This is a genomic window from Bartonella vinsonii subsp. berkhoffii ATCC 51672 (assembly GCF_902825225.1).
GTDB classification, from domain to species: domain Bacteria; phylum Pseudomonadota; class Alphaproteobacteria; order Rhizobiales; family Rhizobiaceae; genus Bartonella; species Bartonella berkhoffii.
This window is the reverse complement of record NZ_CADEAK010000001.1, coordinates 18871-40905: the sequence shown is the minus strand read 5'-3', so window position 1 is coordinate 40905 and position 22035 is coordinate 18871. Positions and strand designations below refer to the sequence as shown.

Annotated in this window: 16 protein-coding genes and 2 tRNA genes; 10 read left to right on the top strand and 8 right to left on the bottom strand. The window is 38.9% G+C overall.

Going from position 1 to position 22035, the window contains the following annotated elements:
* Positions 1–72: 72 nt before the first annotated feature.
* The 4 genes from cyoB (at position 73) to gpsA (ending at position 5086) form a co-directional block, all read left to right on the top strand.
* Positions 73–2091, top strand: coding sequence for a cytochrome o ubiquinol oxidase subunit I (gene cyoB / locus J7R10_RS00140; protein WP_010704609.1), 2019 nt, complete (start codon positions 73–75; stop codon positions 2089–2091).
* Positions 2088–2753 carry a cytochrome (ubi)quinol oxidase subunit III gene (locus J7R10_RS00135; RefSeq protein ID WP_010704610.1) on the top strand — a complete coding sequence of 222 codons (666 nt, stop codon included), beginning with the start codon at positions 2088–2090 and terminating at the stop codon, positions 2751–2753. The genes cyoB and J7R10_RS00135 overlap by 4 nt, the downstream gene beginning before the upstream one ends.
* Positions 2753–3631 (top strand): cytochrome o ubiquinol oxidase subunit IV, encoded by an 879-nt coding sequence (gene cyoD / locus J7R10_RS00130; protein ID WP_026501254.1) that lies wholly within the window; start codon positions 2753–2755, stop codon positions 3629–3631. Before J7R10_RS00135 ends, cyoD begins: the two co-directional genes overlap by 1 nt.
* A gap of 432 nt (positions 3632–4063) precedes the next feature.
* The gene (gene gpsA, locus J7R10_RS00125; protein WP_010704612.1) at positions 4064–5086 is read left to right on the top strand and encodes an NAD(P)H-dependent glycerol-3-phosphate dehydrogenase; all 1023 of its coding nucleotides are present in this window, start codon (positions 4064–4066) and stop codon (positions 5084–5086) included.
* A gap of 275 nt (positions 5087–5361) precedes the next feature.
* On the opposite strand, the gene fabI is transcribed toward gpsA, so the two are convergent.
* Genes fabI through fabA form a run of 3 tightly spaced genes read right to left on the bottom strand, consistent with a single transcriptional unit; the run spans position 5362 to position 7990 of the window.
* Positions 5362–6180: an enoyl-ACP reductase FabI gene (gene fabI / locus J7R10_RS00120; RefSeq protein WP_208436362.1), complete on the bottom strand. Its 819-nt coding sequence runs from the start codon at positions 6178–6180 to the stop codon at positions 5362–5364.
* 51 nt (positions 6181–6231) lie between these two features.
* A complete protein-coding gene (fabB, locus tag J7R10_RS00115) occupies positions 6232–7452 on the bottom strand; it encodes a beta-ketoacyl-ACP synthase I (RefSeq protein ID WP_010704614.1) in 1221 nt (406 codons plus the stop codon).
* Positions 7453–7480: 28 nt separating this feature from the next.
* On the bottom strand, positions 7481–7990 hold the full coding sequence (gene fabA, locus J7R10_RS00110; RefSeq protein ID WP_010704615.1) for a 3-hydroxyacyl-[acyl-carrier-protein] dehydratase FabA: 510 nt from the start codon (positions 7988–7990) through the stop codon (positions 7481–7483).
* A gap of 220 nt (positions 7991–8210) precedes the next feature.
* On the opposite strand from fabA, the gene irrA reads away from it, so the two are divergent.
* Positions 8211–8705 carry an iron response transcriptional regulator IrrA gene (irrA, locus tag J7R10_RS00105; RefSeq protein WP_015398714.1) on the top strand — a complete coding sequence of 165 codons (495 nt, stop codon included), beginning with the start codon at positions 8211–8213 and terminating at the stop codon, positions 8703–8705.
* A 63-nt stretch (positions 8706–8768) separates the two neighbouring features.
* Here the strand turns inward: irrA and J7R10_RS00100 are convergent, their stop codons facing one another.
* From J7R10_RS00100 to J7R10_RS00085, 4 genes are all read right to left on the bottom strand, one after another.
* Positions 8769–9332: an SH3 domain-containing protein gene (locus tag J7R10_RS00100; protein ID WP_010704617.1), complete on the bottom strand. Its 564-nt coding sequence runs from the start codon at positions 9330–9332 to the stop codon at positions 8769–8771.
* Between the two features lie 1450 nt (positions 9333–10782).
* Positions 10783–11016 (bottom strand): 30S ribosomal protein S21, encoded by a 234-nt coding sequence (gene rpsU / locus J7R10_RS00095; protein WP_010704618.1) that lies wholly within the window; start codon positions 11014–11016, stop codon positions 10783–10785.
* Positions 11017–11212: 196 nt separating this feature from the next.
* Positions 11213–12886 carry a formate--tetrahydrofolate ligase gene (locus J7R10_RS00090; RefSeq protein ID WP_010704619.1) on the bottom strand — a complete coding sequence of 558 codons (1674 nt, stop codon included), beginning with the start codon at positions 12884–12886 and terminating at the stop codon, positions 11213–11215.
* 644 nt (positions 12887–13530) lie between these two features.
* Positions 13531–13607: transfer RNA gene (locus J7R10_RS00085), tRNA-Arg, on the bottom strand.
* A 381-nt stretch (positions 13608–13988) separates the two neighbouring features.
* On the opposite strand from J7R10_RS00085, the gene J7R10_RS00080 reads away from it, so the two are divergent.
* The 3 genes from J7R10_RS00080 (at position 13989) to pgi (ending at position 20116) form a co-directional block, all read left to right on the top strand.
* Positions 13989–15131: an efflux RND transporter periplasmic adaptor subunit gene (locus J7R10_RS00080; protein ID WP_010704620.1), complete on the top strand. Its 1143-nt coding sequence runs from the start codon at positions 13989–13991 to the stop codon at positions 15129–15131.
* A complete protein-coding gene (locus J7R10_RS00075; RefSeq protein ID WP_010704621.1) occupies positions 15128–18262 on the top strand; it encodes an efflux RND transporter permease subunit in 3135 nt (1044 codons plus the stop codon). The genes J7R10_RS00080 and J7R10_RS00075 overlap by 4 nt, the downstream gene beginning before the upstream one ends.
* A 192-nt stretch (positions 18263–18454) precedes the next feature.
* Positions 18455–20116 (top strand): glucose-6-phosphate isomerase, encoded by a 1662-nt coding sequence (pgi, locus tag J7R10_RS00070; RefSeq protein ID WP_010704622.1) that lies wholly within the window; start codon positions 18455–18457, stop codon positions 20114–20116.
* A 279-nt stretch (positions 20117–20395) separates the two neighbouring features.
* On the opposite strand, the gene J7R10_RS00065 is transcribed toward pgi, so the two are convergent.
* Positions 20396–20485 (bottom strand) — tRNA-Ser (locus tag J7R10_RS00065).
* Positions 20486–20765: 280 nt separating this feature from the next.
* On the opposite strand from J7R10_RS00065, the gene rplU reads away from it, so the two are divergent.
* A complete protein-coding gene (rplU, locus tag J7R10_RS00060; protein WP_010704623.1) occupies positions 20766–21257 on the top strand; it encodes a 50S ribosomal protein L21 in 492 nt (163 codons plus the stop codon).
* 12 nt (positions 21258–21269) lie between these two features.
* Positions 21270–21539: a 50S ribosomal protein L27 gene (rpmA, locus tag J7R10_RS00055; protein WP_010704624.1), complete on the top strand. Its 270-nt coding sequence runs from the start codon at positions 21270–21272 to the stop codon at positions 21537–21539.
* Positions 21540–22035: the final 496 nt, after the last annotated feature.

Genomic DNA, 22035 nt, shown 5'->3' with positions numbered 1-22035 from the left:
GCATCAATCGAGAAAGGACCTTTTTAAAAGAAGGTTTCTTTTAACTGAAATTCATTTGATATGGGTTGAGAAATGTTTGGAAGACTTACAGATCCTACAGCTGGTGCTTTTCATGCACTTGCACATGAGCCAATCGTTTTATACACATGTATTGCGATTGTTTTGGGAGGTTTAATTGCTGTTATTGCTTTAACAGTACTTGGATGGTGGGGAGTTTTATGGCGAAATTGGATCACAACAGTTGATCATAAACGCATCGGTATTATGTACATTGTTCTCGGTATTATCATGCTTGTTCGTGGTTTTGCTGATGCAATTATGATGCGAACACATCAGGCTATGGCGCTTGGCAGTGAAACGGCAGGGTATTTGCCGCCTGAGCATTTTGATCAGATTTTTTCGGCGCATGGTACCATTATGATTTTCTTCATGGCTACACCGATTTTATTTGGTCTTTTTAATTATCTCATACCGCTACAAATTGGTGCGCGTGATGTTGCCTTCCCCTTTGCAAATAATTTAGGGTTTTGGATTACAGCTGCAGCGGCAATACTGATTAACATATCGCTAGGTGTTGGTAATTTTGGTCGTGGTGGTTGGTTGATGTATCCCCCTTTTTCTGAATTGCAAGGGAGTCCAGATACAGGGGTAGATTATTATTTATGGTCGCTTCAGCTTTCCGGTATCGCGACGACAATGGGGGCAATCAATTTTGTTGCGACCATTATTAAAATGCGTGCTCCTGGGATGACAATGATGAAAATGCCAGTTTTTTGTTGGAGTGCCTTCGTTAGCAATGTACTTATTTTGGTGATTTATCCTGTTTTAACTGTAGCATTCGCACTCTTGGCATGTGATCGTTATTTGGGCATGAATTTCTTTACCAATGTTGGTGGTGGAAATCCGATGGTATGGATTAACTATGTCTGGATTTTTGGTCATCCTGAAGTTTATGTTTTGGTTGTTCCTGCTTTTGGGATTGTTTCTGAGGTTGTGTCGACTTTTTCTTCAAAACGCCTTTTTGGTTATACTTCAATGGTATGGGCAATGTTGGTTATTTTAATTCTTTCGCTTGTTGTTTGGGGACACCATTTCTTTACGATGGGTGGAGGTGAGGCTGTAAATACTTTCTTTGGTATTGCAACGATGATCATTGCGGTTCCTACAGGTGTGAAAGTCTTTAATTGGTTACTAACTATGTATAAAGGTCGCATTCGTTTCGAGCCTCCAATGCTTTGGTGTATGGGAATGATCTTTACATTCGTTGGTGGCGGATTAACAGGCGTTTTGATGTCTATCGTGCCTGCAGATTGGCAGTTTCATAATTCGCTCTTTTTGGTGGCACATTTCCATCATACAATTATTGGTGGTGTTGTTTTTGCTTATCTAGCTGGGCTTTCTTTTTGGTTTCCAAAAGTTTTTGGTTATAAACCCAATCGGTTTCTGGGGATTGCATCGTTCTGGTGCTGGTTCGTAGGTTTTTATCTCGCTTTTTTCCCAGTTTATGCGCTTGGTTTGATGGGGGCAACGCGTCGTCTTCAACATTATATGGAGCCTAGTTGGCAGCCAATGTTTATCATTGCTGCACTGGGAGCTTTTATTATTTTGCTTGGTATCCTTTGTTTTGTTCTACAAGTTATTTTAGCAATTTGGTACGGTATCAAACATAAAGGGCGCTTGCCCGTAACATTAAATGATTCTTGGGGTGATGGTCGGACGCTTGAATGGTCTATTTCTTCTCCTCCTCCTGCTTATAATTTTGCAATAATTCCAGAAGTGCAGAATGATGATGCTTATTGGCATATGAAGAAGAATGGTTATCAGCGTCCAACAAGTGGATTTTCAAAAATTCACATGCCTTCAAATACATCGGCAGGGATTATTGCAGGATTCTTCTCGTTAGTTGTTGGTTTTGCACTTGTTTGGCATATTTGGTGGCTTGTTGCGATTGGATTGATTGGTTTTATTGCAACGATTGTGCGTCATTCATTAACAGGTGACCACCATGGTTACTATATTCCAGCTGAAGAAGTGCAAAAAACTGAGGATGTTTTTACAGCTGTTCTTAAAAAACAAGGAGCAACAGTATGAATGCGATGACAATGAATAATGCTCACGGCGATGAACATCATCACGATAGTAGCTCGATAATGACATTTGGTTTTTGGGTTTACATTCTTTCGGATTTGATTCTGTTCTCGACACTTTTTTCAAGTTTTGCTGTTTTTTCTGCTTCTTATGGTGGAGGAAAAGCAGGCAATGAATTCATTGATTTAAAATTTGTTTTGGTTGAAACTGCTATTTTATTACTGTCATCCATTACTTATGGGTTTGCAATGGTACAAGCGCATAAAAGTAATCTTAGTGGTGTGCGGTTATGGATGGCAGTTACCTTTGTCCTTGGATGTTGCTTTATCGGAATGGAAGTTTATGAGTTTCATGAGCTTCTGGGCGAGGTATTTTATTACGATCCTAATGCTTATGCTGGTATTGATCCTGCAACAGGTTTACAGCTTTTTGGACGAGAGGTTCTATCAGCTTATTGGTCAGCATTTTTTACTTTGGTGGGTACCCATGGTCTTCATGTAAGTGTTGGTCTTCTCTGGATGATCGTAATGTTTTTTCATCTTCGTCGTAATGGTTTGGATCAGGATAATAAAACACGTTTGACATGCCTTTCAATTTTCTGGCATTTGCTTGATATCGTATGGGTTGGTGTTTTCACGATGGTTTATCTATTAGGAGCATTATAATGAGCAGGCATAACGAAGCACATGGTTCCAGTACGGGTTCCTATTTAATTGGTTTTATTTTGGCCGTATTTTTCACGATGGGGTCTTTTATTCCTGTGATGTATGGAATGATGGACAGTTGGGCAATTAGCACAAAGGTTGCATATCTCATTGGAATGGCAATTATTCAAATTATAGTGCAAATTGTTTTCTTCTTGCACTTGAATTCTGGTCCAGATGCTAAGTGGAATTTAAGCGCATTATGGTTTGCAGCTATCTGCGTTTTTATTATTATTGGGGGTACGTGGTGGGCTATTTCTCATTTGAATTACAATATGATGGGTGGTTCAGGACGTGTTATTGAGCCAGAAGTATTAGGGAGTTCTGTATCGGCACCTAAGCAATTACCGAATACAGAAAAATCAGTGGAGCAGTTGTCAACACAGGCTCCTGTAGAGCAAGCACCAGGTGTGGAAATACCTGTAGGACAGTCAACACAGGCTCCTGTAGAGCAGGCACCAAATGTGGAAATGCCTGTAGGGCAGTCAATACAGGCTCCTGTAGAGCAAACACCAGGTATGGAAATGCCTGTAGGACAGTCAACGCAGGCTCCTATAGAGCAAGCACCAGGTGTGGAAATGCCTGTAGGGCAGTCAACGCAGGCTCCTATAGAGCAAGCACCAGGTGTGGAAATGCCTGTAGGACAGTCAACGCAGGCTCCTATAGAGCAAGCACCAGGTGTGGAAATGCCTGTAGGACAGTCAACGCAGGCTCCTATAGAGCAAGCACCAGGTGTGGAAATGCCTGTAGGACAGTCAACGCAGGCTTCTGGAGAGCAAGCATCAGGTGTGGAGATGCCTGTAGGGCAAGCGCCAAATACACAAAATTCCGTAAAGTAGTTACTGAGAATCAAAATATCAAATATCCATGAAGCCAATGCCAAGTGCATTGGCTCTTTTTGTATGCACGAGTCGCGAAAATCTTGTGGGACATAAGATAGGATATTAAGTATAGAGTATCAGTCGAGTAATTGTTTAAGGGATCATTACAATTTGGAATGTACTTTTATTCTAAAACAAAAAAATACGGATAGTTTAGCGTAACCTTAATTTTATTTGAGACAAAGCGCTCTTTATAGAATGTACAAGAAGTTGTGTTTATATAATTCAGTATAGAACATAAGAAATTTTAAAAGATTTCATGATGTCTGAGGTAAAGCTAAGAAGAAAGAATATTTTCAAATTCAGTGAATTTATATGAAAGTATTCTTTAATAAATATAATATAGTGTATAATGCAAACAGGAAATTTGGAAAATAATCAGAAAGCTTAATGAAAGCCATTTCGACAACAGTTATCGGTGCCGGTTCCTTTGGCACTGCATTAGCGGTTACTCTTGCCCGTAACGGCCATCATGTTTTACTTTGGGGATATGATCCTCAACATATCAGAAAATTACAAAAACATCGCTGTAATCCGGCATTTTTACCCGATATTCAATTTCCTAAAAATCTATTGCTTGAAACTTCTCTTGAAACGGCGATAACGACAAGCTCTAATATATTGATTGTCGTTCCAAGCCATGTATTTCGTCAGGTATTGTGTAATATTCAGCCTTATTTGCATCAAAATTCACGTGTTATTTGGGCAACGAAGGGCTTAGAACAAGGTACGGGACGCCTCTTACAAGAAGTTGCTCGTGAGGTTTTAGGTGATAAAATCCCTTTAGCTGTCTTGTCTGGACCAACTTTTGCTAAAGAACTTGCTATCGGCTTGCCGACAGCAATTACGCTAGCAGCTTCTGATGCTGAATTTGGTGAACAGCTACAGCAACTTTTTCATTGTAGCAAAAACTTTAGAGTATATAAAAATCCAGATATGATTGGTGTTCAATTGGGTGGTGCAACCAAAAATGTCATTGCTATTGGTGCAGGAATATCAGATGGTATGGGATTTGGAGCAAACGCCCGAATAGCTCTTATCACACGAGGGATAGCTGAAATGAGTCGTTTAGGCGTTGCAATGGGTGCTGAGCTTTCTACATTCATGGGTATGACAGGCTTAGGTGATCTCGTTTTGACATGTACTGACAACCAATCGCGCAATCGCCGTTTTGGAATGCTGCTTGGCCAAGGAATGGAGAGAGAAAAAGCGGAAAAACAGATTGGTCAAGTTGTTGAAGGTTACTTAAACACGAAAGAAGTGCGTACATTAGCACAACGCGTCGGGGTAGAAATGCCAATTACAGAGCAAATTTATCAGGTGCTCTTTTGTGGCAAAAGCGTAGTCGAAGCAGCTAATACATTATTAAGCCGGTCACTCAAAAATGAGGTGGATGACACAGTAGGCTTTTAAATGATTCAAGGAAATAAGAGATATGATGTAGTTACGACAGGAATCTGACAACGGATTGCGCTGATTATTAACAAAACAGCAATCCTTTAATGGATTGCAGATTTCTATGAATTAGATTTTTGCACAATCTAACTGGAGCTGTTATTGAAGTTATATCTTCTAAAATAAGAAGTCTCTTCTCATGATCCATAGCATTTACGTTAGAAAAATTAGGCAATATTTTTAAAATATGACACATATGATAACTTTTCCACTTTTAAAAGTTTTATGAAAAATCATTCTCCTTGAGTTTCTTCACTCTGTTTTAGCTCTTCGAGTGTTGGCATAGACATAATGTTATAGCCTGAATCAACATAATGAATTTCTCCGGTGACGCCTGATGATAAATCAGAAAGTAGGTAAAGAGCAGATTTTCCGATTTCATGAATGTTTACAGTGCGACGTAGTGGAGCATTACGGCGTTGATATGAGAAGATTGCACGCGCAGATGCAATACCATTCCCTGCTAATGTCCTAACAGGTCCCGCTGAAATTGCGTTGACACGAATATTTTGCGGGCCAAAATCTGCTGCTAAATAGCGTACCATAGCTTCTAAAGCAGCTTTAGCAACACCCATGATGTTGTAATTAGGGACAACTTGCTGTGAAGCTCCATAAGTGAGCGTTAAGAGAGCACCTCCATTGGGCATAAGCTTACCGGCACGCTGGGCAATTTCAGTAAAGGAGTAAGCTGAAATAACCATCGTACGCTTAAAATTTTCGCGTGTTGTAACATCAACGTAACGTTCTTTGAGCTGATTTTTATCTGAAAAGCCAATGGCATGAACAATAAAATCAATTGTTTTCCATTCTTTTTCAAGATGTTCAAAGACATGATCAAGATTTTCAATTTTTTCAACATCACATTCAAGCAACAATTTGCAACCAAGTTTTTCTGCAAGTGGTTGCACCCGTTTTCCGAAGGCCTCTCCTTGATAGGTAAATGCTAATTCAGCTCCTGCTTTTGCAAGTTGACAGGCAATGCCCCAAGCAATTGAGTGATCATTTGCAACCCCCATAATAAGGCCACGTTTGCCCTCCATCAAACCTTTCATACTATTCTCCATAAAACTATGCTTTTTTTCAATCCGCTAAAAACTCTTAATTTACACATAGCGTTGGAAAACGAGCGTTGCATTGGTACCACCAAAGCCAAATGTATTTGATAATACAGTATTAAGTTGTTGATGATCAAGACGTTCACGAACAATTGGCATATTGATAAAAGCTGGATCAAGCTCTTCAATATGGGCGCTCTCACAAATAAAATTGTGATTCATCATTAACAGTGTATAGATCGCTTCTTGAACACCTGCGGCTCCTAAGGAATGACCAGTCAGAGATTTTGTGGCAGAAATTGGTGGACATTGATCACCTTCTCCAAAGACACGGCGGATTGCTTCTATTTCGGGGGGGTCTCCAACAGGTGTTGCTGTTGCATGGGGGTTGATATAATCAATTTTATTATTGACCGTTGCAAGTGCCATGCGCATGCATCGTTCTGCTCCTTCACCAGATGGAGCAACCATGTCATGTCCATCGGATGTGGCGCCATATCCGACAATTTCTCCGTAGATTTTTGCACCACGTGCTTTGGCAAGCTCCAGCTCTTCAAGAACTAGAACACCCGCTCCACCAGCAATAACAAATCCATCACGATTGATATCATAGGCACGTGAAGCTTTTTCTGGTACGTCATTATATTTGCTAGACATAGCGCCCATAGCGTCGAATAAAACAGATAATGTCCAGTCCAAATCTTCGCAACCACCAGCAAAGATACGATCTTGTCTGCCGTACTGTATCAATTCATAAGCATTGCCAATACAATGATTAGAAGTAGCACAAGCCGAAGAGATCGAATAGTTCACACCTTTAATTTTAAAAAAAGTCGCAAGCGTTGCGGATGCTGTAGAACTCATTGCTTTAGGTACAACAAAAGGACCAACGCGCTTTGGACCTTTTTGGCGTGTAATGTCAGCAGCTTCAACGATTGATTGCGTTGAAGGGCCCCCCGAGCCCATAATGATACCTGTGCGTTCATTTGATATTTCATGAAGCTCTAAACCCGCATCAACAATTGCTTGATCCATGGCGATATGATTCCAAGCAGTTCCGCCTCCATGAAAACGCAAAGCACGTCGGTCCACCAATTCTTCTATATCAATATCAGGTTTTCCATAAACTCTGCTACGAAAGCCTAATTCGGCATATTGGGGGGCATAGGAAATCCCAGATTTTGCTTCATACAAACTGGTTAAAACATCTCCAGGGTTATTTCCAATCGCGGAGACAATTCCCATTCCGGTTACAACAACTCGACGCATTCATACCTCCTTGTTTATGCAAATAATTTCAGTCTTCTTTAAATAAAGCAACACGTAAATCATTCGCTTTATAGATGGCTTCGCCGTCTGCTTTTACCCATCCATCTGCTATTCCTAAGACCAAATTCCCACGCCGGATACGTTTAAAATCTATTCCATATTCAAGCAGTTTGGTTTGTGGAGTGACCATACCTGATAACTTTACTTCACCGGTTGAGATAGCCCTTCCTTTTCCTGGTTCACCTAACCAACCAAGAAAAAAACCTGTTAATTGCCACATACCATCTAAACCGAGGCATCCTGGCATGACCGGATCACCCATAAAGTGACAGTCAAAGAACCATAGGTCTGAAGTAATGTCAAATTCAGCACGGACCATACCTTTATTGTATTCACCGCCAGTTTCACTAATTTGGGTGATTCGATGAATCATCAACATAGGGGGGGCAGGTAATTGCGCATTGCCCTTACCAAACATTTCGCCGCGAGCGCAGCTTAGAAGCTCTTCATAAGTGTAGCGAGACTTTTGTTCAGCCATTGTTACTCCATTTATTTGCATATATTTTTACTTCTGCGCTTTTCCCAAACCTACTTTTAGAGCAAATTTTAAGGAGAGGGAAATGATTTTATATCATTTTTAATGACAAAGGCCTTTTTTTATGTATCCTGGATGGTGGGTTATTTAAAATTGGAATATAGATTATACATATTGTTTCTATTTTAACCTTCTTTGAGCAAGAATGCATTATGGTTTTGATATGTCAATGAACGCAGACAATTTAGGTTTAAATGAAAAGCAACAGTCCACGAAAGACTGTGGGAGGGTTTTGCATTATTATTCCGTCCCTATGTTAGAAAAACGTTTACGTCAAAATGGTTTGCGGCCAACACGCCAAAGATTAGAACTTGCTCATATGATTTTTTCTCAAGGAAATCGTCATATTGCTGCTGAAGAGCTCTATGAAGAGGCAATTGCATCGGGTGTGCCTGTGTCTTTAGCAACGGTTTATAATACGCTTCATCAATTTACGGAAGCGGGATTATTACGGATTATTGCTGTAGAAGGTTCGAAAACTTGGTTTGATACCAATACATCTGACCACTATCATTTTTATATAGAAGGCGAAAATCGTATTCTTGATATTCCTTATGACTTGAAAGAAACTCCCATCATTGGAAATTTGCCTCAACCGCCAGAAGGTATGGAAATTTCGCATGTTGATTTAATAATTCGGTTAAAGCCAAAAAGCTGATTTGATTATAGAACAGAGAAAGTTCAACAAGTGGTAAAATTTAAACGTGTTTTGATTTAAAAGTCACCAACTTTTAATTTTTTCATCAGGATAGATTCCCCATAACTGGGATTGATGGAGCCATCCTCGGATATTATTATTAATACTTAGTTCGCACCAGTGTCCATCGCATTGGCGAATATTACCAATGACATTAGGCTCCACTTCTGCTACGAGTTCTGCGTTGTCTGCTGGGGTTTTGCGGAGCATGAGTCTTTTTGTTTTATCTTTTTGCCATGGGATAGTTATAGCAGTTCGTTTTCCTGATAAAAGAGATTGATAGACCCACCCCTCATCACCTTCGGCATCACGGATTTTGCGCCATTGATCATATTCTTGAATGATTTCAATAGGCAATCCCTGTTTTTTGTAGGTAAAAAGAATAGAATAATTGCTTCCTGGTCCGATGCGCATATTTACACGGGTAGGTTTAATCGAAGCAAAGCGCGGAAGTGGCAAACCACTTGGTCCTAAATTTTTATTGAATGTTTGTGCGTGCAAAAAACGAGGGAAACTCAATAAAAAGACTCCTGCTATGAGGATACATGATACGCATACCAAGAACTGAAACCAACTAGAATTTTGCACACTTAAACCTTTTATCTCTTCGTTGTTATATATTGGCAATCTAAGATCTGGAAGATAGGATTGAGAGTTGGATTAAAGCTATGGCACACTCTAGTTAAAGAGATCTAAACAATGAGGAAATTGTTTATAAGAATAGTGAAATAAGCAGAACAAAGGTTTGAGTTTTCTAATGCTTATTTTGTTCGTTAAAGTGTGCCTTAAATTAATGTTCGATTCTCATACATTTTGTAGGTTTAAGATAAATAGTTGGGTGTTGAGATGATTGAATATCTTAAAAGCTGTGTCAGTTTTTTACAACAGATAGGATTATAAAAATAGTGTATCTATCTGTGTGGTTTATTTCTGAAAAGGAATACCACTCTATGCGAATTACGATCAAAAAAATGTTCAATAACAGGATAGCTATACAATTTGAAAAGCGATTCTAGCATAAAATGAAATATGCCGTGCATGAATTTTCTTTAATGCAAGATAAGCAATATTGAGGGCAGAACAAGCTATGATAAGTTGGCTTGTTATTTTGTAGATCGTAAAGATAGCGTTTGTCAGTGGTTAACAAATCTTACAAATTTTACGGCTTGGTTATAGGATATTAAATTACAATCTACTTAATTGGTCATGCTGTACTATGCTAGACAAATAGAGAGAGCGAGGTGAGAATATATCAATTTCAGGTCTTAGGAGTGCTGGAAAATATTATTTTGCAGGACATAGAGGATATGTTCATGTATTAAAATACAAGAGTTGTTTATGCTTGATTTCAGTTTTTTTACCAACCAAGAAGAGCAGTATAAAATTGAACAGAAAATTGAGAGCAGAGCTTGCACGTAGAATCGATGAAGTGAATTATATAAGCTGTGAGAAAGTAGAATGTATCTCGAGAGACACCAATCTGATTACAGATTGAGAGTGGTCCAGAATATTTGTCTTTGAGAATGAAAAGGAAATAAAAAGCTCAAAAGTTATAGAGTTTTACCACCTCATTGAATAAAGTGAGGGGGGAAAATTACTTGTATTTATTCTTTACACACGCAATGATACACTGTGATAGTAATTTGTATTTTGCTGTTTAACTTGATTTAAAAGATGTGCAAGCATTCTCAATGTACAATCCAGATGAGAAGATCATCGTGAGATTTATATGCAGATAAGGATTACATTGAGACAACACTCCCCACTGATGCACATCTTGTGTAACAACAGATCCCTTCAATAATCCAAGTGATGGTTTATTATTTCCTTATCTCAAATAAGTAAGTGCTATGTAAAGTCCACAAAAAGATTACAAAAAAACACTTATAGAGACTCTTAGAGCTAACCACTTGGAGAACAGACACAGCAGACAGAGAGACACAACAAACCACAAGTGAAAAAAAGACCCACACGATATACCAAATATTTTTGGATATCATTGTCACTGCGATTCTAAGAATACATCAACAAAAGCGCATTATCTTACTGCAGCAGCTCGGCCGTTCGTAACAAGACCTTCTCTTTGCGCACGTTTACGGGCAAGCTTACGTGTACGACGAACAGCTTCAGCCTTTTCACGGGCACGCTTTTCAGATGGCTTCTCATAGTATCCACGCATCTTCATCTCCCGAAAAATGCCTTCACGCTGCATCTTTTTCTTTAGCGCACGTAGCGCTTGATCAACATTGTTATCACGAACGAGTACTTGCACAATCTATCCTGCTTTGTTTCAAGTTTCATAAATATTAGGTAAAAACCTAGCCCTCTTTAAATTATATTTGAAAGGGCATATACTACGCAACACATATCACATAAATAAGGTATTTGTCTATATTGCTTTTTAAAATTCTATTCTTTCGTTATAAGATGCTTTTTATCATGAATGGTTGAGTTTATGGGCTTTGCGTTTACGAAAGTCCCTGTATCTGATCATTTCTGTCAAGATGAATTTTTTCAGCAGCGGGATAATGTGGTAAGCCGGGCATGGTCATGATATCTCCGCAAATAACGACAATAAAGCCCGCACCCGCCAAGAGGCGAACTTCTCGTACAGGAATTTCAAAATCAACAGGGGCACCGTATTGGGTAGGATCAGAAGAAAAAGAATAGGGCGTTTTTGCCATACAAATAGGGTATGTGCCAAAACCCTCTTTTTCCCAACATTCAAGTTGCTTGAGAATAGGGGCGGGGATGATGGCTCCACGCCCACCATATAAGTTTGTTATAATACAATTAATTTTCTGAACGAGTGGAAGGTCATCTTGATACAGGACTTTAAAATGGGTATTTTTTTCTTCGATCAAAGTAACAAGTTCCTGTGCAAGTTCTAGGGCACCTTTTCCTCCCTGTTTCCAATGTGTGCAGACAACAGCTTTATGTCCGGTTGTTGCAACGATTTTTTGTAATGTATTTATTTCAGCATCGCTATCGCTATCAAAATGATTAAGAGCGACAACACAAGGGATTCCGTAATGTTGCATATTTTTGATATGCCGTAAAAGATTAGCGGCTCCCTTTTGTAAAGCAGGGATATTCTCTTCTGACAGATGATTTTTCTCCACACCACCATTCATTTTTAATGCGCGAATTGTTGCGACAATCACTGTAGCATCGGGAACAATACCTGCTTGTCGACATTTAATGTTGAAGAATTTTTCTGCTCCGAGATCGGCTCCAAATCCTGCTTCGGTGACAACATAATCCGCGAGTTTTAAAGCGGTTTTTGTAGCTATAACTGAATTACAGCCATGAGCAATGTTGGCGAAAGGTCCTCCGTGAACAAACACAGGATTATTTTCAAGTGTTTGTACGAGATTAGGCTGCATGGCATCTTTGAGAAGAACTATCATTGCACCTTCCGCATTGAGATCAGCAACTGTCACGGGTGTTTTATCATAACGATAAGCAATAATAATTCTTTTGAGTCTTTGTGAAAGATCTTCCAAATTTTCAGCAAGACAAAAAACAGCCATAATTTCGGATGCAACAGTAATATCAAAACCTGTTTGACGTGGAAAGCCATTGGTTATTCCACCCAATGAAATAACAATATCACGCAATGCACGGTCATTCATATCAAGGACTCGCTTCCAAAAAATGCGGCGTGGATCAATGTTCAGACTGTTTCCCCAGTAGATATGATTATCTATCATTGCGGAAAGAAGATTATGGGCAGCTGTAATGGCATGAAAATCACCGGTAAAATGCAAATTAAGGTCATCCATCGGAACGACTTGAGCATAACCACCTCCAGCAGCACCACCTTTTATACCAAAACACGGACCTAAAGATGGTTCTCTTAAGGCGGCTATAGTTTTTTTTCCAATGAGATTGAGAGCATCATTGAGGCCAACCGTTGTTGTTGTTTTTCCTTCTCCAGCAGGGGTTGGATTGATAGCCGTGACCAGGATAAGTTTACCATCTGGATTTTTATTGAGCGATTTTATGTATTCAGAAGAAATTTTAGCTTTATCATGTCCATAAGGAATAAGATTTTCATGCGCAATACCAATTTTTTGTGCAATTTCAATGATGGGCTGCTTTTGAGCAGTGCGAGCAATTTCAATATCTATTTTAGGCATGGAAAAATTCTTTAAATTTGGTTTTTGTTGACAGTGAGAGCGGATACTACAATCGGACAAGGGAATCGATAGCATAGAGAGATTAAGATAAACATAATAAAGGTCGATGAGATAGATGATATACTGCGCAAGAGAGAAAACTAAAGGGCAACAGAAAGAATTTTTAAAAAATCGCTATGTTTTTAATTTTGATAAGTTTTTAGAAGAAATGCGGGATTCAGAAACAGCCCATTGATATCAATCTCTTAAATTTTTCATAAGAACACTTTGTTGCACTTTCCGATTTTCGCAACAGTTCATGTTCTTCAGAATTTTTATCTTATTAAAAGAGAATGCTACCACCTTAAAAATTTTGTGAAGGAGAATTTTGTTAAAATAGTGAAGATTCTTTAAACAAGAACAAAACATTTTATTTTGAATTTTAAGAGATAAAAGAGATTTTCAAAAAATTTCATTTTTGAGTAGCAAAATATGTTAGATGATGGGGGTGTTTAAAGACATCTTAACAAGAAAACTTGATTCACACTCAAAAAAGTAGGTGTGTGCGATCTGATAAGGTTATAAATGCCTGATGAAAGGGGATCATATAAGGGACGGTTTACTCATCTCAAGTATGCGCCGAAGGGGAATGAAATCTTATATGATGGCGCACCCGAAGAGATTCGAACTCCTGACCCCCAGATTCGTAGTCTGGTGCTCTATCCAGCTGAGCTACGGGTGCACACGTTTTCAAGTTTACATCATTGAAACAAGCGTTTCCTAATCGTTTCATTGAAGAATTGCAAGTGAAACTTGGTAAAAATGAAAATTTTGTCTTTTCGTTCTTTAATACATTTTAAAAAGACGACAATATTTTCGGTTTAAGTTGGATTTTTGTGTGGTGTCTTCTTTTCTATTGTTTGAAAGGTAAGTGTAATATGAACGATAGTTAACTTGACCCTTTAAGCCGTGCAAGATAATCAAGTGACAAATGAGATATGTTTTTTTCGGTGGGGGTAAGATACATTGCCTGCAGTTCGGTTTTTGTGTGAAGCTTGGATGTTCCTGTTGAAAACTGTTTCGAACAAATTTTCATATTAAATAGCGAAGCAAGGATAGATGTATGGGGTTGTTAAAAAAGATCTTTCCACTGGTGTTTTTCATTGTTGTTCTGATGGTTGCTTATTGGGAGGGGAAACAAAGCTCAGAACGGCTTATTCCTATAACAGATAATACAAAAAATGCATCAGATGAAATGTTAAGGGCGCCCATGGGAAGCCCTCTGACACATGTTGTTGTTGATGTTGTCAAAGTTCAAGATTTTTATGAACAGTTGAATGTGCTTGGGAGTGGACGAGCATTTGCTACAGTGGAGTTAACCCCTTGGTCATCAGGTGTTGTTGATAAGTTTTTTGTGTCAGCTGGTGCAAAAGTGCAAGAGGGTGATGCGCTTGCAAAGCTTGATTCTAAAAAGGAAGAAATAGCGGCTACAAAAGCAAAAGTACAACGTGATAACAGTGCATTAACGCTATCGCGTATTCTTAAATTACGTGCCAGCAATACAGCAACAGAGGTTCAGGAAATTACTGCACGCTTAGAGTTGGATAATGCAAATTTGGTTTTACGTGATGCTGATTTAGCGCTTGAACGGCGAACAATTCGTGCGCCTATTAGCGGTATTGTTGGTATTTTCCCCATTGATGTGGGCAATGCTGTTACTCCTAATACTATAATAGGACGTATTGAGGATAGAGAGCGTATTTTAGTCGATATATGGATTCCTGAGCGGTACACATCATATATTCATAAAGGAGATGAGGTAACAGCAACATTAACGGCACAGCCGGATAAAGCTTTTGTTGGTCATATTTATGCAATTGATAATGTTGTTGATCCAGAAAGTCGTACACTTCATGTTCAGGTTGAAATCAAGAATGAAAAAGATACGCTTATGTCTGGTATGTCTTTTTCTATTGCATTGCAATTTTATGGTGGTGCTTTTCCTGTTGTTAATCCTCTTGCCGTTCAATGGAACAGTAAGGGATCATTCGTTTGGCGTGTGAGAAAGGGAAAAGTAGAGCCTATTCCATTATCGATTATACAGCATAAAGCAGATCAAGTATTTGTGAAAGCTCCCCTCACAAATGGTGATCAAGTTGTTATTCAGGGAGTACAGGCTCTTCATCCAGGAAGCAGAGTTACTCTTGATAATCGAAAGTCCGATCAACAGCAATTATCAGCGCTTCATGGGCAGAGTGTACAATGAAACAGGAATTTAGCGCGAAACAGCCTATAGCACAGGCTGAACAAGGCGGTTTGATTGCATTATTTATTCGCAGACCGGTTTTCACTTTTGTTTTGAATGCTCTGATTGTCATTGCAGGGATTGCTGCATGGTTGAATGTGGATGTACGTGAACTTCCTGATGTTGATACTCCCGTAACGACGATTATGACAGCTTTTGCTGGAGCATCAGCAGAAACCATTGATCGTGAAGTTACAAGAATTATAGAAGATGCTGTTTCTCGTGTTTCAGGTGTTAAAACGATTTCTTCAAGCTCTTCTTTTGGCCGTTCCCGTGTAGAGATTAACTTTAATGTCGGTGTTGATTTGAATGTTGCAGCATCTGATATTCGCGATGCGCTCTCTCGCATTGCTTATTCTTTACCCAAAAATGCTGACACACCTTTGATTATTAAGGCAGATTCAAACGCTGCTGCGATGATGTATTTGGTTGTAACTTCACCAACAATGAGTATTGATGATTTAACAGCAGTCGTAAATGATCAAATCGTTGATGCGCTTTCTGCTGTTGATGGTGTTGGTGATGTGCAAGTTGATAGCGCACGCACGAAGATTTTTCAGATTGATGTCGATCAAGCAAAGCTTGCGAGCTATGGATTGACCGTAGCAGATATTTCACGTGTTCTTGCTGATATGACAACGGATGTACCGGTGGGATCATTACGCAATTCTAAGCAAACTTTAATTGTACGTGCTACTGCGCGTTTAACAACATCAGAAGCTTTTGAACAAGTTGTCTTAAAACCGCGTGTGCATCTTGGAGATGTTGCACATGTGACTTTGTCACCTGATGTAGAAACGGTTATTCTTCGTGTCAACGGAAAGACAGGAATTGGGTTGGGGATTGTGCGTGAAGCACAATCCAATACCCTTAATATTTCTCAAGGGGTTCGAGCGGTTCTCAAGCATCTTAAAAATGTTGTTCCGTCTTCTGTGCACATGGACGTGATTAGTGATGATGCTCTTTTTATTAAGAGCGCACTTCATGAGGTTGAGGTTGCATTGGTCATTGCTGTTCTCAGCGTTATCTTGGTTATTTTTCTCTTTCTTAGAGATATTCGTGTAACGCTTATTCCCGCCTTGTCTATTCCTGTTGCTTTGATTGGTACAATTTCTGCCATTTATCTTGTAGGATTTTCCTTAAATATTCTCACATTTTTAGGACTTGTTTTGGCAACGGGGCTTGTGGTTGATGATGCAATTGTCGTTTTGGAGAATATTGTTCGGTGGCGCAATATGGGGTTCGGTCCTCGAGCAGCAGCGGTAATAGGGACACGGGAAGTATTTTTTGCTGTTTTAGCAACAACATTGACTTTAGTCGCCGTATTTGTACCTATTTCTTTTCTTCCTGGTCAAGTAGGAGGACTTTTTAGAGAATTTGGTTTTGTGTTGGCAATTTCTATTCTACTTTCTTCGATTGTTGCTTTAACACTTTGCCCTATGTTGGCTTCACGTCTTCTCAAGGGACATGTTGAAAGCGAGAGGAATGAGACGCATTATCTTGCTTTTTTATATAAATTGGGTTCTTTTTTTAGCAAAGGATATGCTTATACTCTGCATAAATGTTTGGGAAGACCTTGGACTGTTATTTTTGCTTCACTTATTTTTGTGGGTCTTTGTGTTGGAGGCTATACGAAATTACAACAGGAATTAACACCAGCAGAAGATAGGGCTTTGATCTTTTTGGTTATTAATGGACCACAAGGTATTTCAACACAATATCTCAATGAACAGGTAGAGAAGATTGAAACAAGTTTACAACCGTTACGTGATGCTGGAGAGATTGCTAACAGTTATTCTATCGCTGGCATTGGGGGTTCATCAAATACTGCTTTTTTAATTTTGTTGCTTTCTTCTTGGGACAAACGTTTGCGCTCTCAACAAGAGATCGTAGAAGATGTTAATGTAAAGGTTAGACAGTTTCCCGCAGTTTTTGTGTTTGCTGCACAGGGAAATTCTCTAGGTATTAGAGGAACGGGGCAAGGATTACAATTTGCAATTCTTGGCAATGATTATACAAAATTACAGCCAATTGCTGATAAGCTTGTGAGTGCTTTGCAAGCTGATCCACATTTTATTCGTCCAAGACTTACTGTTGACGCAACGCAAGCACAATTTTTTATTGAAATTAATCGAGAAAAAGCCTCTGAATTAGGGATTGATATCACCAATTTGGGGAATACACTACAAGCAATGCTGGATGGGAAAAAAATAGGTTCCGTTTATGTTGATGACCATTCTTATGATGTGAAACTCACTTCGCGTAAGAATCCACTTAATAATCCTCGTGATTTAGAAAATATTTTTTTGAAAACCAAAGGCAATAAATATGTTCCTCTATCGGTTGTTGCGCGCTTGCATGAAAAAGCCATAGCACCTCAATTAAAACGAGAGAAACGCATGAGTGCTGTTATCTTAAGCGCAAATCTTGCACCAGGTGTTGTTTTAGGGGATGCTTATCAGACAGTACAAAAAATCGCAGCTCCTTTGTTGGTAGAGGGAAATTATATTGTTCCATTGGGGGAAGCTGCTACACTTGATGAAACATCTTCCAATTTTATGATTGTTTTTGGAATCGCCTTTGTCATTATTTTATTGGTTTTAGCTGCACAGTTTGAAAGTTTTGTTTCAGGATTTATTATTATGGCTACTGTGCCATTAGGGATTGGTTGTGCTGTAATTGCTATGCTTTTAAGTGGTGTTAGTCTTAATATTTACAGTCAAATTGGTTTGATTTTGTTAGTTGGGGTTATGGCCAAAAATGGGATTCTGATTGTTGAGTTTGCAGATCAATTGCGTGATCAAGGTAAAAGCGTGCGTGAAGCTGTAGAAGAAGCGGCAAATATTCGTCTTCGTCCAGTTTGTATGACGATGATTTGTGCTATTTTAGGGGGTATTCCTTTGGTTTTAGCCAAAGGTGCTGGTGCAGAAGCACGTGTATCTTTAGGTTGGGTTATTGTTGGTGGTTTGGGTTTAGCAACTGTTTTTACACTTTATGTTACACCGGTTGTTTATCTTTTTTTCGGACATTTTGTAAAGCCAAAAGCAGAAGAAGCTTTACGTTTAACAAAAGAACTCAGCCAAGTTGAATGATGTACTTGGTAAGAAAGATTTGGAAGTTTCTTACTTTCGTTTTAAAAATGCCATTTTCAGGTCCTACCTTTCCACTTTTGTATTCCTTTATTTTGTAAGTGAACAGTAAAAATGCCGAACAAAAAAGGAAGCTCTCTGTTTTATTATTTTTGTGCATAAATTTCATTGTCAATAACTGTGCGAGATAAGTCTATGGAAGATAGCTTTTTGCTTCGAAAAAAAGATTTTGAAGAAGCTTTGAAAGCTTTAAGAAAGCATGCCACAAAAGAGAGAGTCCATGATATTCGTCGGCATTTCGAAGAGGATGAAAAGCGGTTTTCCCATTTTTCTTTAAAGCTTGATGATCTTCTTTTTGATTTTTCAAAATGTGGCGTAACATTTAAAACGTTGCAACTTCTGGATAATTTGGCTCTTGCTGCAAATGTGTTGGGCAGGCGTGAGGCAATGTTTTTAGGTCAGGCTATTAATACAACGGAAAAGCGCTCAGTTCTTCATATTGCATTACGTTTGCCTGCCGACGAAGTTTTTATGTTGGATGGCCATGATGTTATTGGAGATATTCAGGCTGTTCTTCATGTTATGGAAAGATTTTCTGAAAGAGTGCGTGATGGTAGCTATAAAGGTAAAAATGGCGAGAGGATAACCGATATTGTGAATATTGGTATTGGTGGGTCTGATCTTGGACCTGCAATGGTCACACATGCTTTAAAACCTTATCATGATGGTCCGCGTTGTCATTTTGTTTCTAATGCTGACAGTGCACATATTTTTGATACTCTCTCTGTTTTGAATCCTGCAACAACGCTGTTTATTGTTGCCTCTAAAACTTTTACGACCACGGAAACGATGATGAATGCGCAAGTTGCACATCAATGGATTTGTTCGCATTTAGGGGAAGAGGCTGTTTGCACCCATTTTGTTGCTGTTTCCAGTACGCTTGATAAAGTAGCAGAATTTGGCATCGATTTTTCAAGAGTTTTTGGATTTTGGAATTGGGTTGGAGGGCGTTATTCGATTTGGTCTTCTATTGGTCTTGTTGTTATGTTGGCAATCGGGGGGCAGAATTTTCGCCAGTTTCTTAAAGGTGCGCAACAAATGGACCAACATTTTAAGACGGCACCTTTACATAAAAATATTCCTATTCGATTTGCGCTTTTAGGGTTTTGGCATCGCGTCATTTGTGGTTATTTATCGCGTGCTGTTATTCCTTATGAACAGCGTTTGGTACGTTTTCCAGCTTATCTGCAACAACTTGATATGGAGTCAAATGGTAAGCAGGTTTCTTTGGATGGAAAACCGATGACTTTTTCAAGCGGTCCAGTTGTTTGGGGAGATGCTGGGACGAATGGGCAACATGCCTTTTTCCAGCTTTTGCACCAAGGAACAGATGTTGTTCCCGTGGAATTTATTTTATTTGCAAAAGGGCATGAACATAATTTACGTCATATGCATGATATGTTGGTAGCAAATTGCTTAGCGCAATCAAAGGCCTTAATGGAGGGACGTCATGTCGAAGATGCTTGGCGCATTCTTGTAAAAAATGGAATGGATGAGCGTGAAGCAGATCATTTGGCACGTCATAAAAGTTTTGCAGGAAACCGTCCCAGTATAATGTTAGTTCAGGATTTATTGACTCCCTTTTCACTTGGTCGTCTTATTGCACTTTATGAACATCGTGTTTTTGTTGAAGGTGTTTTGATGAATATTAATTCATTTGATCAATGGGGCGTTGAGCTTGGCAAAGAATTAGCCAATGAATTGTTACCGATACTTCGTGGAGAAAAAAAAGCGGATAACCACGATAGTTCGACATTAGGTTTATTAGCACATATGAGAGCCAAGCGTGTAGAATAAACTGTTGTAGTTTGACAGAAGCTTTTGTACTTAGGTAGCAAAAGAGAGTATGAGGAAAAAAATACGTGATAATTCATTGTTTTTATGCAATTAAAGGAGCCTTCTGATATCAAAAGAAATTGAAAAAAGTGAGAAAAACTACTTAAATCGCAACGCTAAGGGCAAAAAAGGAAAAATGCTTTGAAGATCTTTTTAAAAGCCTCTGAAAAAATAAATTGAGGCAAAATTTAGTGGCAAGTTACAATTGTTTTCACAAATATCATTGAGCGACGAATACTCTGGCGGAGAGAGAGGGATTTGAACCCCCGATAGAGTTGCCCCTATGCCGCATTTCGAGTGCGGTGCTTTCAACCACTCAGCCATCTCTCCATATAAAAGTGTGATGGAATTTCACATTATTTGAGTGTATGGCGGGTAGATAACCTTCAATTGCTTTTAGTACAACCCTTTTTTATGGGACTTTATTGACAAAAAATAGAAATTCCGTCATATACGCGAGAGACAAGCGCAGAGAAGTCTGCGTGTATTTTATAGAGGAGGATATTTATCCTTCTTGGAAGATCTATTGCGACTGATAAAAAGCAGCTTATTTTCCCTTATTAACAAGGCAGAAATCAAATAAGAGCTGGAATGAACGGAAGGATAAAAAATGTTCGCAGTCATTAAAACTGGTGGCAAGCAATACCGCGTTGTTGCTAACCAAGTGGTAAAAGTTGAAAAAATTATTGGCAATGCGGGTGATGTTGTTGAATTCAATGATATATTGATGGTTGAGCAAGAGGGTAATACGGTTGTTGGTGTACCTGTTGTTGCTGGTGCTTTGGTTACTGCTGAGATTGTAGAGCAAGTACGTGGGCGTAAGGTTATTGCATTTAAGAAGCGTCGTCGTCAAAATTCGAAACGTACGCGTGGGCATCGTCAAGAACTGACAACACTTCGTATTTTAGAAATTTTAATGGGTGGTTCAAAACCTAAAAAAGCAGTTGCAAAACCAAGTAAAGAAGAAGCCACGGCATTAAAAGAAACAACGAAGGAGACAAAAGCACCTGCTTCTGTCAAGAAGGCAGCTAAGAAGCCTGCTGAAAAGAAGACCACAGCGCAAAAAAAAGCGGCTGTAGCATCAGAGAGTAAAGAAGATTAAAGGAGAACGTCCATGGCACATAAAAAAGCTGGTGGTTCCTCGCGGAATGGTCGCGATTCAGAATCGAAACGACTTGGCGTTAAAAAATTTGGTGGTGAAGCCGTCATTCCTGGGAATATTATTGTTCGCCAACGTGGTACGCGTTGGCATCCTGGTGACAATGTTGGTATTGGAAAAGACCATACTCTTTTTGCGCTATCAAATGGAACGGTTTCTTTTTGTAAGAAAGCGAGTAACCGTTCGTATGTTTCGGTTATTCCCGTGACAGAGGCGACAAAGTAGGTTGTAATAAGCTTAGAACTTCATTAGAGTTCAATTTTAAATTTGAGCACAAAAAAGGAAGGGTAGGATGCTATCTTTCCTTTTTTGCTCTATGTTATAATATAAAATCGAGGGGATGCAAAAAACTAAAAGACAGAATCTAGGAAAATGTTTTTCTTAAAGAGCTGAAAGATTGCTGTTATGTTTCGCTTGTACTGAAGAGATTGATATGAGGAGGGAGCTTACCAATAATCAGTGTATGATAATAATGCAGAAGGTTTTTTTACGCACGAAAAAATACCAAACCATTTCTTTTAAAAAGGCAATTTATTTTCATAGAATTTTAAGAGAAATTTGAGGGGGATGATGAGGCTATTGATGTTCTTTAAACTGTTATAGGAAGGTGATCCGTTAAAAAGAGCAGGAATATGTAAGAGGAATTATAAAAGTATTGATCACAGCCACTTTGCAAGTGGTAAGTGGTGAGAGAGTTTCAATGTCGAGAGTAAAATGATGT

Coding starts and splice junctions, on each gene's coding strand:
- J7R10_RS00090 (WP_010704619.1), bottom strand. CDS start 12,886: ATGCCTAAAATAGATATTGAAATTGCTCGCACTGCTCAAAAGCAGCCC.
- J7R10_RS00135 (WP_010704610.1), top strand. CDS start 2,088: ATGAATGCGATGACAATGAATAATGCTCACGGCGATGAACATCATCAC.
- fabI (WP_208436362.1), bottom strand. CDS start 6,180: ATGAAAGGTTTGATGGAGGGCAAACGTGGCCTTATTATGGGGGTTGCA.
- J7R10_RS00075 (WP_010704621.1), top strand. CDS start 15,128: ATGAAACAGGAATTTAGCGCGAAACAGCCTATAGCACAGGCTGAACAA.
- fabA (WP_010704615.1), bottom strand. CDS start 7,990: ATGGCTGAACAAAAGTCTCGCTACACTTATGAAGAGCTTCTAAGCTGC.
- fabB (WP_010704614.1), bottom strand. CDS start 7,452: ATGCGTCGAGTTGTTGTAACCGGAATGGGAATTGTCTCCGCGATTGGA.
- gpsA (WP_010704612.1), top strand. CDS start 4,064: ATGAAAGCCATTTCGACAACAGTTATCGGTGCCGGTTCCTTTGGCACT.
- cyoB (WP_010704609.1), top strand. CDS start 73: ATGTTTGGAAGACTTACAGATCCTACAGCTGGTGCTTTTCATGCACTT.
- J7R10_RS00080 (WP_010704620.1), top strand. CDS start 13,989: ATGGGGTTGTTAAAAAAGATCTTTCCACTGGTGTTTTTCATTGTTGTT.
- cyoD (WP_026501254.1), top strand. CDS start 2,753: ATGAGCAGGCATAACGAAGCACATGGTTCCAGTACGGGTTCCTATTTA.
- rpmA (WP_010704624.1), top strand. CDS start 21,270: ATGGCACATAAAAAAGCTGGTGGTTCCTCGCGGAATGGTCGCGATTCA.
- irrA (WP_015398714.1), top strand. CDS start 8,211: ATGTCAATGAACGCAGACAATTTAGGTTTAAATGAAAAGCAACAGTCC.
- pgi (WP_010704622.1), top strand. CDS start 18,455: ATGGAAGATAGCTTTTTGCTTCGAAAAAAAGATTTTGAAGAAGCTTTG.
- rplU (WP_010704623.1), top strand. CDS start 20,766: ATGTTCGCAGTCATTAAAACTGGTGGCAAGCAATACCGCGTTGTTGCT.